We start from the raw sequence: 16,360 nt of genomic DNA, 5'->3' as shown, positions 1-16,360 counted from the left end.
GCAGGTTGAACTTGCCACCGGCCTGCACGGCCCAGCCATAGGTCGTCGGCGCGCGCCCCGCCGAGGCGATCGTCAGGCCACCGGTGTTGCTCGTGGACACGAAGGACGCGTTGCCGCCGTTGATCTCGTGGCTCGCAGCCGAGAGCTGCAGCGAACCCCAGGCTTGGTCGAGGCGGAGAACGCCCACGACGTCGGGGACACGGTTCTTCTGCGTGACGTCGACGAGGGCGATCTGGTTCGTGCCCACCACGATCGGCGAAAGGAACGTCGCCGACCCGAAGGGCGCGAAGCCGCCGTTGAACGCGAGCGGAGAGGCGGCGGTGTTCGATCCGCTGCCGAAGACTGGAAAGCGCCGGAACGTCGGATCTTCGGCCGAGATCGTCGCGCTCAGTCCGCCGCCGAGCGTGGCGGTATAGGCGAGGAGGTTGGTGCTGTACGTATCGGAGCCCGTCGTGCCGCCGATGAACTCGTAGTCGTGGGCGTAGAAATCGAAGAACGACGACGCGCGACCGGCCGTGATGCCGGCGAACTGGATGAAGGCCTTGTCGATATCGACGTATTGTTGCGCTCGCCCGAACGCATCCGCGCCAAGCGCAGGGAAGGCAAGTGCTTCTCTCTGGCGCGATCCGGAGGTGAAGTACGGCCCGGTCCGGTTCTGGATCTCGATACGGGTGAAGGCACGGAGGGTGCCGTACGCAGTCTGCGTCCGCGCATCGAGGTTCATGCGGGCGACCGATCGGTAGCCTGAGACGTCGCCGTTGGTGCCGCTCCGGTTGCCGCTGTTCTGGTACAGGTACTCAAAACGCGCCCGGCCCGAAACTCGAAGACATGTGTCGGTTCCGGGGATATAGAAAAATCCCGCCCCGTAAGCATTGCAGACGCGGACATACTCGACTGCGGCGGCCTTCTTGACCGGCAGGTCAGCGGCTTGGCCGGCCCCGACGGCCGCGAATGCAGCAGCGGACCCAAGCAGCGATGCTTTCAAAAATCTCATCCGTACCCCCAAAACATTCGAGACCCGTAGCCTGGGCGATGCCCGGTTTTCCGGGTCACGCCGCTCGTTTTTGTTCGGGCCTGCGTCTTGGTGGCGGGCTCCAGCAAGTTCACAAATCATGAATGCTTGCTGGCTCCGGATCATGCCTGAGCCGTTACGCTCGGCAACATTTCTTTTCAAAATAAAGTTTTAAACTTGCGGGCGGGAAGCTCGCGAGTAGCACCCGTGGGTGGCGCGCCTGTGTTCTGGAAGACACGACGCGGAGAAAAGTTGAGGCCTCGCAATAACAAGTGCGTTAAATATCGCAATCTTTGCGCAGTGTTCTCGAAGGGGGGTGTCTCGACTGCTCCGACCCGGGTTTCCAAGGTCCTGATATCGAAAACGCCGAGAGATGTGGTGTATGCGGCGTTGGGCGGCGCTTCGCCGGAGAGCACGCTTGAGGCGGAGTTTGAAGTGAAAATCGACTTGCTAAGGCGCCTTCTCGATGAGGCAGTGCGCCTAATGACGGATGGATTTCCTGCTGCAAGCACAAGACACGCGCGAGAGCGCCGAATTCTGCGCGGCTTTCGCGCGCGCGCATGATATGGTCCAATCGAAGCAAGCTAACGTCGCACTCGTCGCCTGCCGCGCTGTGCCGGCGCTAACTGCTCTGCTCTGCGCTGACCTGACTGGAAGTTCCGACGGTTTCGCCATACATCATGAAAAATAAAAAAACTTTAAATTTCAAAGTAAAATTATATTTATAGATGTAAAAACCCTGTGATGACGGGCGGAGAAGTAGTATTACATATTGAATTTTATCTAGATCCATTTACGTTGAAGAGTGCGAGAACAATTATGTTGGCCTCGTACCGAAAGCGCCTGCGTCGATGATTTTAACGCCCTTGATCCTTCGACGCGGGCGCCCCCCCCTTTGCCGGTGTAAAGTCCACACACAACGGCATTCCGACCCCCTTGCACTTGGCCCCGCGGCGACCGCCGCGGGGCTCTTGTGTTTTGGCGTGCAACTTTGGTTCTTCCGCAGGTTCGGTGCTGACGGTCGGAGGCCTTCGGTCTGGTTTGTCGGGCGCTTCCTGGTCCGCCTCACGCGGGGTAAAGGACGCGCTGCCGGAGCAGGTCGAGGCCGGCGCGGTCGTACATGGAGCGCTTGATCATCTTCAGGCGATTCACCTGCCCCACGACCGCCCCGTTGCTCCAAGGCTCGTCGATGGCTCCAGGGACGGCGGCCTCGTCCTGCCGCAGCCCGGCGACGAAGCCGCCGATATCACGCGCGGCGGCCGCCTCGGCCGTCGAGGCGCCGAGGCCAGCAGCGAGGCCTGCTCCGCACATGAGAAGACTGCGGCGTTCGAGTGTCATTCGGGTGAGTTCCTTCTCCGGCCGCGTAGGAAAGGCGCTGTGATCTGGCTCGACACTGGGCACGGGATCAGCGCGGTCCGGTTCCGGATGGCGGTGCTTGTTCGCGCGGACCGGTCCCGTTGACTGCCTGCCCGTAGAGGTCGAGCAGGTCGTCGTTGTGGGCCTGGCGGGTCTTGGAGACGGAGCCGTTGAATTGCGGGTCCTGCGGCTGCTCCTGGCCGTCGACCGTCCTCCCATTGCATTCGGAGCCGGGCACGAGGAGGCGCCCCGGCCCGCGCGGTTCGTACATGCGTAGGTCAGGGTCTGAGGCGGTGCCGGTACCCGGTTGCAGGTCGGCCGCATCTTGATGGCGTCAGATCAGGGCATGCGCGCTGACGCGCGCGCGCCGAGCGACGCGGCGACATGGACCTTGGATCCCTCCGTCAAGTCGGAAGGCGGGCTGAGTACCACTCGCTCGTCGCCGGACAAGCCGTCGCGGATCTCCAGCTCCTTCCCGAGATCACGGAAAATCCGAACCGTCTTGAGGTGGACCGTGTCGGCTTCTCCGAGCACCATGACCTGCGTTCCATTCTCGGCGAAGATGAGCGCTTCCGCCGGGATCAGGACGTCCGCATTGGCGCGCGGTATGGCGATGGTGGCGTAGATGTACAGGCCCGTCCGCAGGTCGTGATTCCAGTTCGGGATATCGATCTGCGCGGTGAGCGTCTTGGCCGAATCCAGCAGGCCGACCGAGGTGCGCGACACCGTACCGGCGAACGACTGCTCGGGCAGTTGCGGGACCTGAACCGAAGCCGGCAGCCCGTCGTGCACGCCGACCGCGGAATTCTGCGGGACGCTGACCGTTGCGCGAAGGATATCGTCCCGCTCGATGGAGAACAGGGGCGTCCCGGTCTTCGAGTCCGCGTTCACGAGGTCGCCCACATCCACGTCGCGTGTCGTGATGACGCCGTCGAATGGCGCGACCAACTGCTCGAACGCCGCCAGGGCTTCGAGCCGGTCCACCGCGGCCTGCTGCTCCTTCAGGTTCGCGCGCGCCACGCTCACGCTGGCCTCCGCAGCCCGCAGGTTCGCGGCCTGGGACAACACCCCGGCCTCCGTGTCGTCGGCCCGCTGCTTCGTCGCCCAGCCTTGCCCTGCCAGGGTGGAAGTCCGCGCGTCCGTCACCTTCGCGAGATTGAGGTTCGCCCTCGCCTGCTCGACACCAGCTTCAGCCTGGGCGAGCGACGCCTGCATCTGGCCAAGGCGCGCGTGCGCTTGCGCAAGTTGTTGGTCGAGGTCGGGGGCGGATATCCGGAGCAATAGGTCCCCCTTCTTCACACGCGACCCGATGTCGACCTTGCGCTCCGCGACGTATCCCGTCGCACGGGCGTAGAGTCGTGCGGCATCGAAGGCGCGCGTGTGGCCCGGCAACGTCAGTTGCATCGGTGCGTCGATCCGTTTGGCGTCCGCGGTCCGGACCGTTGGAACAAGCTCGGCCATCCGCCTGGTGAAGGCATGGGCCTCGCTCTGCCGCTGCTGCTGACCGTAGGCTCCAAAGCCCACGAGACCCGCGAGGACGCACGCCCCAACGAATAAGGGGACCTTGCTCGCTGGCCTGACCGCGTGCTTCGGAAACGTCTCAGGCGCGTGCATCGGAGCCTCTCGATACGAAGTTGCGGAGCGGTTGAACGGGCGCCTGGCGCATCAGCGCGTACAGGAACGGTACGAGCAGCAGGGTCGAGCCGGTGGCTGCGCCGATGCCGCCCATGACGGCCCGAGCCAGGGCCGCGTTCTGCTCGCCGCCCTCGCCCGAGCCGAGGGCCATCGGGATCAACCCGAGGAACATGGCGCCCGCGGTCATCAGAACCGGGCGCAGGCGGATCTCCCCGGCCTTGAGCGCCGCGTCGTGGGCCGAGCATCCGGTCGCCTCCCGGTACTCGCGCGCGAAGGTGACGAGGAGGATCGAGTTTGCCGAGGCGACGCCGACCGACATGATCGCGCCGAAGAGCGAGGGGATGGAAAAGGTCGTGCCGGTGGCGAAAAGGCTCAGGACGATGCCGCAGAAGGCGACCGGCAGTGCCAGCAGGATGACGAAGGGGTCGCCCCAGCCCTGGAAGTTGACCGCCATCAGCAGGTAGACGGCGGCGATCGCGATGGCGAGGCCGACCTCCAGGCGCCCGAAGGCCGACGCCATGCTCTCGATTTGCCCCCGAACGACGATCTTGTCGGGTGGGGGCAGAGTCGTCTGTTCCTCGGCGACGATCTTGGCCAATGCATCTCGAACAGATGCCAGGTCGGTTCCCTGCACGTTGGCGAGCACGTCGAAGGTCGGCTGCGTGTTGACGTGATTGATCACGCTCTGGGTCGGCTGCCGATGGAAGGTCGCGACGCTGGAGAGCAGCGTCAGCGAACCTGTCTCGTTATGCCCGGACGCCTGGACGAAGATCGGAGTGTTGCTCAGGGCGGTCATGCTGTCGTTGCGCCACTCGGGCGTCTGGACCCAGAGCTGGTAGGGGATGCCGTTCTTCGGATCGACCCAGAAGTTCGGGCTGACCTGATAGCTGCCGGACAGCGATACGGTCATCGACTGGGCGATCTGCTGCTCCGTCACGTTCAGCTCCGAGGCGAGCCCCCGATCTACGTCGACGAACAGCTCCGGCACGTTCATGATCTGGTGGATGTGCACGTCCACCGCGCCAGGGACCTGTTTGAGGCGGCGTTCGATCCGGCGGGAGGCCGCGTAGTCCTTGGCGGTGTCGCGGCCGGCAACCTGAATGTCGATCTGCGCGATGGTGCCGAAGTTCAGGATCTGCGTGATGATGTCGGATGGCTGAAAGTAGAAGACCGTATCGGGAAAGCGCTCCGCGAGCTGCTCGCGGATCACCTTCATGTAATGGGATATCGGGCGATGCTCCCCTTTGAGGTTGATGAGCATCTGCCCATCATTGTAGGCGACGAAAGAACCATCGGAGAATGCAAAATTATAGTTCATAGCCGGCAGACCGATATTGTCTAGGATCAGGCCAAGTTCGTCTTCGGGAATGATCTCCCTGATCGTCGCCTCGACCTTGGCGAAGGTCTTCTCGGCCGTTTCGAGGCGCATCCCCGGGCGCGTCCTGACATGGAGGGTCATCTGCGAAGCTTGAATTTGGGGGAAGTAGTCCTGCCCGACGAAGGGCATTAGAGTTCCGCCTAGGGCCAGCACACCGAGCGCCGTCGCTCCCGTGGCCAACCGATGCGTCAGAACCGCGGTCAGGAAGCGGACGTAGCTGGCGTGAAACCGCGCGAAACCGCGCTCGAACGTGGCGCGGAAGGCGGCGGCCGCCCGCACCAGCGGGGAGAACAGGCGTGATGCCGCAGCAGCGCGCCTTCTCGCGCGCAACGAGAACTTCCACTCATCCCGAGGAGACCAGGTCCTGCCGTCGGGCATCAGGATCTCGCCATGGCGCTGCCGGAACTCCGGCTTGACCAGCACGTCGATGAGGACCGGCACCAGCGTCCGTGACAGGAAGTAGGAGGTCAGCATCGCGAACACGACCGCGAGCGCCTGCGGTGTGAAGAGATACTTCGGCGTGTCGGCGAGTGCGAAGACGGCCACGAACGCCGCGCAGATCGAGAGCGTCGAGATGAGGGCGGGCTTCGCGATACCGGAAGCGCCCTCGATGACCGAAGTATAGAAATCCTTGCCCTCCTCGAAGAGCCGGTAGGTGTTCTCGACCGCCACCGTCGCATCGTCGACCAGGATGCCGACCGAGAGCGCGAGGCCGCCGAGCGTCATGACGTTGATGCTCTCGCCGAGGGCCGTGAGCACGGCGAGCGAGGTCAGGATGCAGAGGGGTATCGAGATCAGGACTACGAGGGTCGACCGCCAGGACCCGAGGAACAGAAGGATGGTCAGCCCGGTCAGCGAGGATGCGAGGACGGCTTCGTGGACGACGTTCTCGATGGCCGCGGAGACGAACACGGACTGATCGAACAGCGTCCGGATGGTCATCCCCTCGGGGGCTGCCGCCTTGATCGCCGGCAGCATCTCCTTGACGTGGTTCACCACGTCGAGGGTCGAGGCGTTTCCGTTCTTGAGCACCTGCATCAGCACGGAGTGCTGGCCGTCCGACCGGATGATGTTGAGCTTCGGGGGCGACCCGTCGCGGACATAGGCGACGTCGCGCATCAGGATCTGATGCCCGTCCACGACCTTGACGGGGATGCGATTGAGCGTGTCGATCACCTCGGGGGCCGCGTTGAGATGGACGGGGTATTGTTGCTCCCCGATCTTCGCGAGCCCCGAAGGGACGGTGAGGTTCTGCGCGAGGACCGCGTTCGTGACATCGAGCGGCGTCAGGCCGACCGCCTGCAGCGCGTGTAGGTTGAGATCGACCATGACCTGCCGCGGAGCGCCGCCGTACGGCGGCGGCAGGGTGGAACCGGGGACCTGAACCAGGGTCTGCCGGATCCGGTACTGCGCGTAGTCGTAGACCTTCGTGAGGGTGTCCTTCGTCGATGTCAGCGCGAGCTGGATCACCGGCACGGAGGAGGCTGAAAACCGCATGATCACCGGCGGCTGCACGCCGGGCGGCATGAGTGCGCGCACCGAGTTCGTGGCGGACACCACCTGCGAGATCGCAAGATCAATCGAGACAGTCTCGTCGAAGTAGATCTTCTCGATGGCGACGCCCTGCAGCGTCGTCGACTCCATGCGCTTGATGTTGTTGACGTTGTTCGAGATGGAGAACTCGCTATAGGTCGTGATGCGCTGGCCCGTCTCGGTTGGGCTGAGTCCGTTGTAGGTCCAGACGACGACGACGACCGGAATGTTGACGGACGGCAAGACGTCCTTCGGCGCCATGATGATGGATCCGATGCCGGCCAGCACCATCAGGACGGCCAGGACGTAGAAGCTGACCCGGAACTTCAGAGCGTATTGAACCAGCCCCATTCACCAAATTCCTCTCAGGTGGCTTGCGGGTAAGAGCTTGGATGAGCGTCCCGCGGTGACTGCTCGGAACGTTGGCCCGTACAGGCTGTCTTGGCGGCCCTTGGAAAAGGCATCCGCCGGCCAACGAGGGCTGCAACGCGTTCTCGCCGGTTCGCACCGGTCGACCGCCGTCATCGAAGGAAGGTCGTCCGCGGCGGCCGCCTACGGGCGCGGGACGCCGAAGCCGTGTGAGTGCCCAGGGCCGGCAGCGCCGAGACCCGTTGGGCGGACCCATCTCACGGATGGCCTTTCGCACGGGCCTGGGCCACCGCCTGCCTGAAGCCGTCGTAGTCCAGCGCGGCGGCGACCTTCAGTGGGCCGATCAGGAACACCGGCGTGCCCTGCAGTCCGAGGGCGTCGGCTTGGTCGAGGTTGCGCTGGAGCAGCGCCGCGATCTGGCTCTGTTGGGCCTTCCGGTCCTCCTCCAGGCGGCCCATGTCGACCCCGGAGGCAGACACGGCCTCCAGCATCCGTTCCTTCGGGATCTTGCGACCCGGGATCGCCATGAGTGCCCTGTGAACCGCGTCGTAGCGGCCCTGGTACTTCGCCGCGAGCGCGAGCTGGGCGCCGTAGACGGAAGCGTCGCCGAGGATCGGCCAGTCCTTGTGGACGAGGCGGATTCGCCCGTCCGCCTTCACCAGGCGGAGAAGGTCGGGCTCCGACTTCTTGCAGAAGGGGCAGTTGTAATCGAGGAAGGCGACGATCGTCAGGTCGCCCGCCGGGTTGCCCGAGACTGGCGCTTCTGGGTCATGCAGGATGGCGTCGGTGTCGATGCCCTCGGCGTTGGCAGGCCTTGCGCCCGGCAGCGACAGCAGGGCCGGCGCGAGCGCGACGGTGGGGAGAAGGGCGAGCAGGGTCCTGCGGTCCATAACGGTCTCCGTAAGTGCGTCGAAGAGGCGTCGGCTCATGCGCCGACGAGGGCGAGGCGGCGCGTCAGGTCGTCGACCGAGAGTTCTCCCTCGGTGCGGGCCTGCCGGATCTCAGAGCCGTCGGGCCGCATCAGGATCAGCGTCGGCGGCCCGACGACCGTGAAGCGCTGCATCAGGGCGCGCGCGTCGGCGTCGTCACGGGTGAGGTCGACTCGGATCACGGTGACAGCCTTCAGCCGTTCTCGGATGGCGGCATCGGCCAGGACCGTCCGCTCGTTCGTCCGGCAGACGGTGCACCAGTCGGCCGCGAACTCGACGAGGACCGGCTTGCCCTCCGCCTGGGCAGCCTGGAGGGCAGCCTCGAAGGCAGGCACGGATGAGACTACCCGGGTGCCGGCGATGTGCCCCGCTTGCTCCTGGCCGAAGCCGCGGAGGGGCCTGAGCGGGTCGGTCCCGCCGGCCGCGGCGCCGACGGCAAGGACACAGCCATAGGCTATGGCGACGATGCCCACCGTCTTGCCGATCCGGGCCGCGGGCCCGTTCGTGGCCATCGCCGCGACCGACAGCCCGAAGCCGATGGCGAGCGCCCCCCAGAGCAGGAGCGCGAGCGCGTCGGGCAGCAAGCGGGTGACGAGCGAGACAGCCAGCGCCAGAAAGACGAAGCCGAACGCCTGCTTCATGCGCACCAGCCACGGGCCGGATCGCGGCAGAATGCCGGCTCCGAAGGTCCCGACCACCACGAGCGGCGCGCCCATCCCGAGACCGAGTGCGAACAGCGCCAGCGCCCCCCGCAGGATGTCGCCGGTCTGGCCGACGTAAAGGAGCGCGGCGGCGAGCGGCGGAGTCACGCAGGGCCCGACGACCAGGGCCGAGCTGAAGCCGAGCAGCGCGGCGCCCGGGATCGATCCCCCTCCCGCCGCGGGCGCGCCGCCGGCACAGTTCCGCCACCAGCGCGGCGCCTGCAGGTCGAACAGGCCGAACATCGAAAGCGCGAGGACCGCGAAGGCGCCGGCCATCAGACCCAGGGCGACCGGGGTCTGGAGTGCAACCTGCAGGTTACGCCCGAGCCAGGCCGCGGCGAGGCCGAGGCTAGCATAGGCCGCGGCCATCGCGAGGACGTAGCTGCCCGAGAGGACGAAACCGCGCTTGGACGACAGTTCCCGGCCCGAGCGGACCAGCATGCCCGACAGGATGGGCACCATCGGCAAGACGCAAGGCGTGAACGCCAAGAGGACGCCGAACCCGAACATGCCGGACAGGAGGCCGAACAAGTTGCCGGTGAGGAGAGAGGCGGGGCCTTGGGTCAGGACGCCCACGGGGACGGCGTCCGGCATCTGGAGGCCGCGGCTTCCAGTCGGACTGGCGGCTGCCCTCCCCTGGCCTGAGGGCGCTGCATCGGTAATCGCCAAATCCGACAGGTCGACGTGATGCGTCACGTGCGGATAGCAGATGCCCTTCTCGGCGCAGCCCTGGAAGGTGACCTGCACCTCGTGCACGCTTGCGAGCGCCGCGCCCGGCACGATGGCCTCGGCTGAGCCGTGATAGATCTCGGTGGGCCCAAAATTAGGGTCGTCCTCGATCTCGCCCGACGCGGTGGAGACAGGAAGAAGGCCGGTTCCGGCTGCCACGCCGATCTTATCCCGGTAGAGGTAGGTGCCGGGAGCGATGGTCCAGCGCAGACGCAGCGAGAGATCCGCGTCCCGGGTGGCCGCGAGTGTGAAGGGAGTTTGCGGGGCGGAGCCTTCTTGGCACTGCCCCGGGATCCAGTAGGAGGCCGCACAGACCAGGGCGGCGAGGGCGATTAGGGCGACGCGGTTCGGCATGAGCGGCGGGGTCCGGTCTCGGATCGGTCCGCCGCGAGTCTGAAACGCAGCTTAAGCCAGGCTTAAGCCGGGCTCGGAGGATGGCGGCAGCCAAGGAGACACGCATGCGCATTCTCGTCGTCGAGGATGACCCCATCCTCTCGGACGGCCTCCGGGCTGGGCTCTCTTTGAGCGGGGCGACGATCGACTGCGTCGCGACCTGCGCGGACGCCGATGCCGCGCTCGCGGCGAGCCGGTTCTCCGCGGTCGTGCTCGACCTGATGCTGCCCGACGGCTCCGGGCTGGAAGTGTTGCAGAGCCTGCGTGGGCGGGGAGACCGAACGCCCGTCGTCTTGCTGACGGCCCGAGATGCCGTGGCCGACCGGATCGCGGGGCTCGACGGGGGAGCCGACGACTATCTCGGCAAGCCCTTCGACCTCGACGAGCTCTCCGCCCGGATCCGCGCGGTCGTCCGGCGCGCCTCGGGACGAGCAGCGGCCGGTCTGGAGCACGGCGGCATCAGGCTCGACCCCGGCAGCTTGTCCGTCACGGTGGACGGGGTGCCGGTCACCGTGTCCCGGCGCGAGCTCATGGTCCTAGCGGCCCTGATGGAACGGCCGAACGTGCTGCGCTCGAAGTCCGAGCTGGAGGACCGGCTCTACGGCTGGCAGGACGAGGTCGAGAGCAACGCGGTCGAGGTTCACATCCACAACTTGCGCGCCAAGATCGGCAAGCACGCCATCGAGACGGTGCGGGGCCTCGGTTACCGGATGAGAGCGCCCGCATGAGGTCGCTGCGCGTCAGGCTCTTCGCCATCCTCCTCCTCGCGACCGGGCTGATCTGGCTCAGCGCCATGGCCTGGATCTATCTGGGCTCGAAGCACGAGGTCGAGCAGGTCCTCGACAACCGGCTCCAGGAAGCGGCGCGCATGGTCGGCTCCCTCGTCGGGACGGTGGGCGGCAGGAACCCGGACGGGACTCAGCCCACGATCCCGGCGCCGACCGCCTACGAGCGGCAGCTCTCCTGCCAGATCTGGTCGCTCGACGGGCGCATGGTCGCGCGGTCGAGCGGCGCCCCCGAGCAGCGTCTGACCGACGCCCCGGCGGGCTTCTCGGAACGCGAGGTGGATGGCGAGGCTTGGCGGGTGTTCACCGTCGAGGACTCCGAGAAAGGCATCCGCGTGATGGTCGGAGATCGGCTCGGCAGGCGCCAGCGCCTCGTCACCGACCTGATCATGGGTCTGCTCACGCCCGCGCTCCTCGTCGTCCCGCTCCTCGGTATGCTGATCTGGGCCAGCCTCGGTCGGGGTCTAAGCCCCTTGCGGCGGATGGCTCGGAACCTTGCGGACCGGGACGCCGACGACATGAGCGCCATCGACGCCCGCCAAGCGCCGGCGGAAGTGCGCCCCCTGGCGGAAGCCCTCAACGGGCTCTTTCTCAAGGTCGAGGCGGCCCGCCGGCACGAGCGGGAGGTGACCGCCTTCGCGGCGCATGAGTTGCGCACGCCGCTGGCCGGCCTGAAGACACAGGCGCAGGTTGCCATGGCGGCTGCGGACCCGGACGTCGCGAAGGCCGCTTTGCGCCAGATCCTCGCGGCCGTGGACCGGACCACGCATCTCGTCCGCCAACTCCTCGATGCCGCCCGGCTCGACGCCGCCGGGGAAATCAGCCCCGTGACGGATGTCGACGTCGGCGTGCTGATCGCCGAGATCGTGGAGGGTATGCGAGCGCCGCCCGGAATCCGGACGGTGATCGACCCCGGTCTGCGCGGCTTCACGATGCGGGCCGATCCGGAAAGCCTGCGCCTCGCCGTTCGTAACCTGCACGAGAATGCCGTTCAGCACATGCGGACCGGCACGGTTGAGTGGCGGGCGCGGCCAGGAGGGCGAGGCATCGTCGTGTGCGACGAGGGACCCGGCATTCCGGAGGAGGAACTGTCACACGTGACCAAACGCTTCTTCCGGGGGCGCCACAAGAGCGCGACGGGAAGCGGGCTGGGGTTGGCCATCACGGAGATGGCGGCCAAGCGTAGCGGCATCACCCTTCGGCTGCGCAACCGGACAGATCGGCCGGGCCTGCAGGCCGAGATTCTCTGGGGCTGATCCCGGGATCGATGCATTCTCCGTCTCGGATGGCTTCGGCATGGCGCGTGCCCCACTGCCTACCTGTGCTGAGTCTCCGCTCCGAAGGCGCCAAGAGGAGATCGCACGCATCTACAGGAGAAGCGGGCACCCGCATCACACTGCTGCCGCGTTCTGCGCGCGTCCTTAGGCAATGGCGGTGGCGGACCGCCAAGCTCACTCCGTCATGGAGTGCACCGCGTGCTGAATACCATCCTGGCCCTTCTGACCGTCCTCGCCGTCATGGCAGCCCATGCCGTCTATCGGCTGCTGCGGCTTCCCTTCCGGCTCCTGCGCGGCCTGTTTCGACACAACTCTAAGCCTGCCCAGGTGACGACGCGCTGACCCAGCCTCGGCACCATCCTGTCTGGGGCAAGTTGCGTATCAGCCCAACCTCCGGTGACATGCACAAACGCACCCGATAAAACCGATGACCGAATGAGGCGCTGGGGCCGAGCCGGCTGTGCGCGTCGAGGAGGCGGCCAATGCCGGATCCGAGCGAATCGCAGCTGTCTGACGAGGAACTCGACCGGCTGGCGCGGAAACTGTTTGCCGAGGTTCGGGCCGAGAGCCCCGAAGCCAAGGCGGACAGGGCCCTCAAGACCGCCGGAGAGGTTGCCGGGGAGATAGTCCCCGGTCTACCCGACTGGCTGCTGGACGCCGGCAACGACGCCGATGAGGGTGGCAGCGGGGACTGAACCGGTTCACTTGGTCGCGCAGCGGCGGCTTAACACAGGACAGGGCGTGATGGCGCGCGCGGCCATAGGGCTGTGCAGGCGAACGCCCGGAGATCCTGATGGACGAGAACGTCGAGACCGAGGTGAGGCGCCTCGTCCGCCGGGTATCTGAGAAGGCGATGCAGGGCGGCGGGATGGACCGGCTGACCTACGAGACCCTTTCCGAGGCAACCGCGGCGCTCATGAGTAACGCGCTCGCCGGTGAGCGCCAAGGCCGGGGGGAAGCACTCTACGCCATGCGGGAGCGCCTTCGCGCCTGCGGTTCCGAAACACACGCCTAGGCGACTTCGGGAGCCGCCCGGTACCCACCCGTGTGCCGGAGGTGGCTCGCGCTGCACAGTCTGCGCGTCCCGCGGTTCGGACGGCGCGCGGCCGACCCGCGCGGTGTCCATATGGGTGACGTTGCCGTGCCGGTCCTGATAGGTGCGCGGAGCCGGCTCATTGTCGTCGGGCAACACCCGAGATCTCCATCGTCGCCCGTGACCGCGGTGGTTGCTACAGAGAGCCGACGGTGCGGGCGCTGCCGAACGCCATCCAGGTCGCCGACCACTGGCACCTGAGGGAGAACGCTAGCGCCGCCTTCCTCGACGCTGTGCGCGAGTCGATGTCCGGCATCCGCACCGCGGTGGGAGCCGCGACGGTCGATCCCGAACGGCTGACCTGCGCCGAGCGTCTCCACTACGAGGGCTATCTGCGGAGATAGGCGACCGGCGAGGCGATCCTGACTCTGTCGCGCCCGGGCATACCGGTCAAAAAGATTTCCCGATCGACCGGCCACCGCCGTCAGCTCATGCGCAACGTGCTATGCGGCCTGACCAGCGACGTCTTCCGCGCCCGCCAGAGCAGCCTGGAGGCCTATCCGCCCCGGCTCGATTGCCGAGTGGGCGGCCGGCTGCCGCACCGTGGCCGAACTCTGTCGGCGGCTTCGCGCCAGCGGGTTCACCGGCAGCCTGCGGGTTGTCGGGGAATGGGCGACACGCCGGCGACGCACCGAGCGTGCGCCGGAAGGATCGCCAGGCGAGGCGCCATCAGCACGCATCCACTCCCGGCTGATGACGACCGGGCGGGACAGCCTGACGAAGGCGGAAGCCGTCATCGGGGCGACGATCGAGACGGAGGTGCCGACGCTCGCCGATGCCCGTTCCCTCCTGTTCCGCTTCCAGGTCATGATCCGCGAACGGCGTTGACCTGATCTCGACGCCTGGATCGAGGCTGCAGCCCGCAGCCTCCTCGCGTCCATTGCCGGCGGCCTGCAGAAAAACAAGGCCGCCGTTGCGGCGGCCCTGACGCAGATTTGATCGAACGGCCAGACGGAAGGGTAGATCACCCGCTTGAAACTCGTGAAGCGGCCGATGTTCGGCCGCGCCGAACTCGATCTGCTCGAAGCTCGGCTGATCGGCACACCATGAGCCGATCAGCATCGAGATTGCGTCAGACCGAAAGTTGAAAGCCGAAACACAGCCCAGGCGATGAATGGTCCAGCTGAGATCCAGTTGGATCAGTCGCTGCCGCAGGCTTGCCCGCGACCACGAGGCCACCGTCTCCTCTGCACTCGCCTTCTTTGTGCTCGCCGCAGCTACGAGCCTCGTCAGACGCCTCGCCAGAGACTCATGAAACAGGGTCTTATTGTCAGGTAGGAAAGGCGACGTGCCCTTTTCTTCGCGGAGTAGGGATCGGGGAATGCAAGGTGCCGGACGGTGCGGGATCAGGCCCGTTTGGCCGGCGGCCCGGCGGCGATCGCGGCGTCCGCCTCGCTCAGGGAGGGTCGCACCACCGGCGGATGTCGAGGATCGTAGCCCTCGGGCATCGCGTCCCGCATGGTCCTGGAGCGGGTCACCAGGAAGTCGATCAGGTGGTTGCGCAGGGCATAGTATCCGGGCGCGTGGTGAAGCTGCGCGCGGTCGCGGTCCTTCGGCAGCGGGTTCTCGACGATCTCGGCCACCTTCGCCTCTGGGCCGTTCGTCATCAGGACGATCCGGTCGGCGAGGTAGATCGCCTCGTCCACGTCGTGGGTGATCATGAATACAGTTTGCCCGGTCTCGACGCAGATCCGGCGCACCTCGTCCTGCAACGTGCCGCGGGTGAGTGCGTCGAGCGCCGAGAAGGGCTCGTCCATCAGGAGGATCTTGGGTTCGATGGAGAGCGCCCGGGCGATGCCGACCCGCTGCTTCATGCCCCCTGAAAGCTCGGAGGGGCGCTTGTGCTCGGAACCGGCTAGCCCGACCGTGGCGATGGCCTTCCTGGCGCGCGCGTCGACCTCTGCCTTGCTGGCCTTCCGCCAGCGTGAGGACACCGCGTAGGCGACGTTGCCGAGAACGCTGCGCCAGGGCAGCAGCGCGTGGCCCTGAAAGATCACCGCCCGGTCGAGGCTGGTGCCTGCGATGGCCTGCCCGTCCACGATGACGACGCCCTCGCTCGGCGCCTCAAGCCCAGCCAGAATGTTCAGCACTGTAGTCTTGCCGCAGCCCGAATGGCCGATCATGCATACGAACTCGCCGCGCCGCATCGGCAGCCACAGGTTCTCGAAGATCGTGGTGGTCTTGCCCCCGGGGGCTGGATAGCGCCGCGCGATCCCCTCGATGGAGATGAACTTCTCTGACGAGGACGGACGCAAGGTCCCGGCAGCGTGGTCGGGAGCGACAGGCCGCGCGCGTCGCGCGAACGGAAGAAGCTTGCTCATTGGTGGCCTCACTCCGGGAAGGTGACGAGGTGCTGGGCGCGCGCCAGGATCTGGTCGAGGACCATGCCGACGAGGCCGATCACCAGAATCGACGTGATCACATTGGTGATCGAGAGGTTGTTCCACTCGTTCCAGACGAAGTAGCCGATGCCGGTCCCGCCCACGAGCATCTCGGCGGCGACGATGACGAGCCACGCGATGCCGATCGAGATGCGCATCCCGGTCAGGATTGTAGGCGCCGCCGCCGGCAGGATAACCGTGAAGGCCCGCCGGATTGGACCAACCTCCAGGGTACGGGCGACGTTGAGCCACTCGCGCCGCGTGCCCGCCACGCCGAAGACCGTGTTGATGAGCATCGGCCAGATCGAGCAGATGAAGATCACAAAGATTGCCGATAGGCTCGAATCCTTGATCGTGTGGAGGGCGAGTGGCATCCAGGCCAACGGCGAGACCGGCTTCAAGATCTGGATGAACGGGTCGAGCGCCCGGCTCATCAGCGGCGACATTCCGATGAGGAATCCCACCGGGATCGCCACCAGCACCGCGAGGCCGTAGCCCAGCGCCACGCGCCCGATCGAGTAGGCGAGTTGGATCCCGATGCCCTTGTCGTTCGGGCCCCGGTCGTAGAACGGATCCTTCAGGTGCTTCCAGATCGTCGCTCCGACATCCAGGGGGCCCGGCATGGCCGACCTGCCGGTGATGGCGGTCTGCCCCATCAGGGCCGCGTATTCCGGGTCCATGGCCTCGGTCTTGGCCGTGCCGCTCACCGCGATCTGCCAGCCGAGGAGTATTAGGATGAGGACCGTCAGCGAGAGAGCGCCGGCTCGGACGGACAGGGAGCGTTGCATG

13 protein-coding genes and 3 pseudogenes are annotated in these 16,360 nt (G+C 66.3%); 7 read left to right on the top strand and 9 right to left on the bottom strand.

The features are described from left to right. The 7 genes and pseudogenes from Q8W67_RS04405 to dsbD all read right to left on the bottom strand — a co-directional run. Positions 1 to 994: porin (locus tag Q8W67_RS04405; RefSeq protein WP_305541291.1), on the bottom strand; the 994-nt coding region annotated here is incomplete at its 3' end. 1,083 nt (positions 995 to 2,077) lie between these two features. Further along, positions 2,078 to 2,278: pseudogene (locus tag Q8W67_RS04400) on the bottom strand (ISL3 family transposase); the annotation flags it as partial. A 139-nt stretch (positions 2,279 to 2,417) separates the two neighbouring features. After that, a complete protein-coding gene (locus Q8W67_RS04395; protein WP_305541245.1) occupies positions 2,418 to 2,639 on the bottom strand; it encodes a hypothetical protein in 222 nt (73 codons plus the stop codon). 68 nt (positions 2,640 to 2,707) lie between these two features. Beyond that, positions 2,708 to 3,982 (bottom strand): efflux RND transporter periplasmic adaptor subunit, encoded by a 1,275-nt coding sequence (locus tag Q8W67_RS04390; RefSeq protein WP_305541242.1) that lies wholly within the window; start codon positions 3,980 to 3,982, stop codon positions 2,708 to 2,710. Continuing rightward, on the bottom strand, positions 3,969 to 7,265 hold the full coding sequence (locus tag Q8W67_RS04385; RefSeq protein WP_305541239.1) for an efflux RND transporter permease subunit: 3,297 nt from the start codon (positions 7,263 to 7,265) through the stop codon (positions 3,969 to 3,971). The genes Q8W67_RS04390 and Q8W67_RS04385 overlap by 14 nt, the downstream gene beginning before the upstream one ends. Positions 7,266 to 7,540: 275 nt before the next feature. Then, complete coding sequence (locus tag Q8W67_RS04380; protein ID WP_305541237.1) at positions 7,541 to 8,173, bottom strand: DsbA family protein; 633 nt, start codon at positions 8,171 to 8,173, stop codon at positions 7,541 to 7,543. 35 nt (positions 8,174 to 8,208) lie between these two features. Next, positions 8,209 to 9,996 carry a protein-disulfide reductase DsbD gene (gene dsbD, locus Q8W67_RS04375; protein ID WP_305541235.1) on the bottom strand — a complete coding sequence of 596 codons (1,788 nt, stop codon included), beginning with the start codon at positions 9,994 to 9,996 and terminating at the stop codon, positions 8,209 to 8,211. 104 nt (positions 9,997 to 10,100) lie between these two features. Here dsbD and Q8W67_RS04370 point away from each other — a divergent pair, with 104 nt between their 5' ends. The 7 genes and pseudogenes from Q8W67_RS04370 to Q8W67_RS26755 form a co-directional block, all read left to right on the top strand. After that, entirely contained in the window at positions 10,101 to 10,763 is a 663-nt protein-coding gene (locus Q8W67_RS04370; RefSeq protein WP_305541232.1) for a response regulator, read from the top strand. Continuing rightward, on the top strand, positions 10,760 to 12,076 hold the full coding sequence (locus Q8W67_RS04365) for an ATP-binding protein (RefSeq protein WP_305541229.1): 1,317 nt from the start codon (positions 10,760 to 10,762) through the stop codon (positions 12,074 to 12,076). Before Q8W67_RS04370 ends, Q8W67_RS04365 begins: the two co-directional genes overlap by 4 nt. 219 nt (positions 12,077 to 12,295) lie before the next feature. Next, the gene (locus tag Q8W67_RS04360; RefSeq protein WP_305541227.1) at positions 12,296 to 12,439 is read left to right on the top strand and encodes a hypothetical protein; all 144 of its coding nucleotides are present in this window, start codon (positions 12,296 to 12,298) and stop codon (positions 12,437 to 12,439) included. A 140-nt stretch (positions 12,440 to 12,579) separates the two neighbouring features. Then, positions 12,580 to 12,792: a hypothetical protein gene (locus tag Q8W67_RS04355; RefSeq protein WP_305541224.1), complete on the top strand. Its 213-nt coding sequence runs from the start codon at positions 12,580 to 12,582 to the stop codon at positions 12,790 to 12,792. A gap of 98 nt (positions 12,793 to 12,890) precedes the next feature. Then, positions 12,891 to 13,112 (top strand): hypothetical protein, encoded by a 222-nt coding sequence (locus Q8W67_RS04350; protein WP_305541214.1) that lies wholly within the window; start codon positions 12,891 to 12,893, stop codon positions 13,110 to 13,112. 170 nt (positions 13,113 to 13,282) lie between these two features. Beyond that, a pseudogene (locus tag Q8W67_RS04345) lies at positions 13,283 to 14,240 on the top strand (ISL3 family transposase); the annotation flags it as partial. A gap of 85 nt (positions 14,241 to 14,325) precedes the next feature. After that, a pseudogene (locus tag Q8W67_RS26755) lies at positions 14,326 to 14,445 on the top strand (IS5/IS1182 family transposase); the annotation flags it as partial. 91 nt (positions 14,446 to 14,536) lie between these two features. Here Q8W67_RS26755 and Q8W67_RS04335 read toward each other — a convergent pair. Then, entirely contained in the window at positions 14,537 to 15,511 is a 975-nt protein-coding gene (locus tag Q8W67_RS04335) for an ABC transporter ATP-binding protein (RefSeq protein ID WP_305541211.1), read from the bottom strand. 8 nt (positions 15,512 to 15,519) lie between these two features. Then, the gene (gene ntrB / locus Q8W67_RS04330; RefSeq protein ID WP_305541208.1) at positions 15,520 to 16,359 is read right to left on the bottom strand and encodes a nitrate ABC transporter permease; all 840 of its coding nucleotides are present in this window, start codon (positions 16,357 to 16,359) and stop codon (positions 15,520 to 15,522) included. Position 16,360 lies beyond the last annotated feature (1 nt).

This window comes from Methylobacterium sp. NEAU K (genome assembly GCF_030700285.1).
In the GTDB taxonomy this organism is placed as follows: domain Bacteria; phylum Pseudomonadota; class Alphaproteobacteria; order Rhizobiales; family Beijerinckiaceae; genus Methylobacterium.
This window is presented reverse-complemented; position numbering and strand designations above follow the sequence as displayed.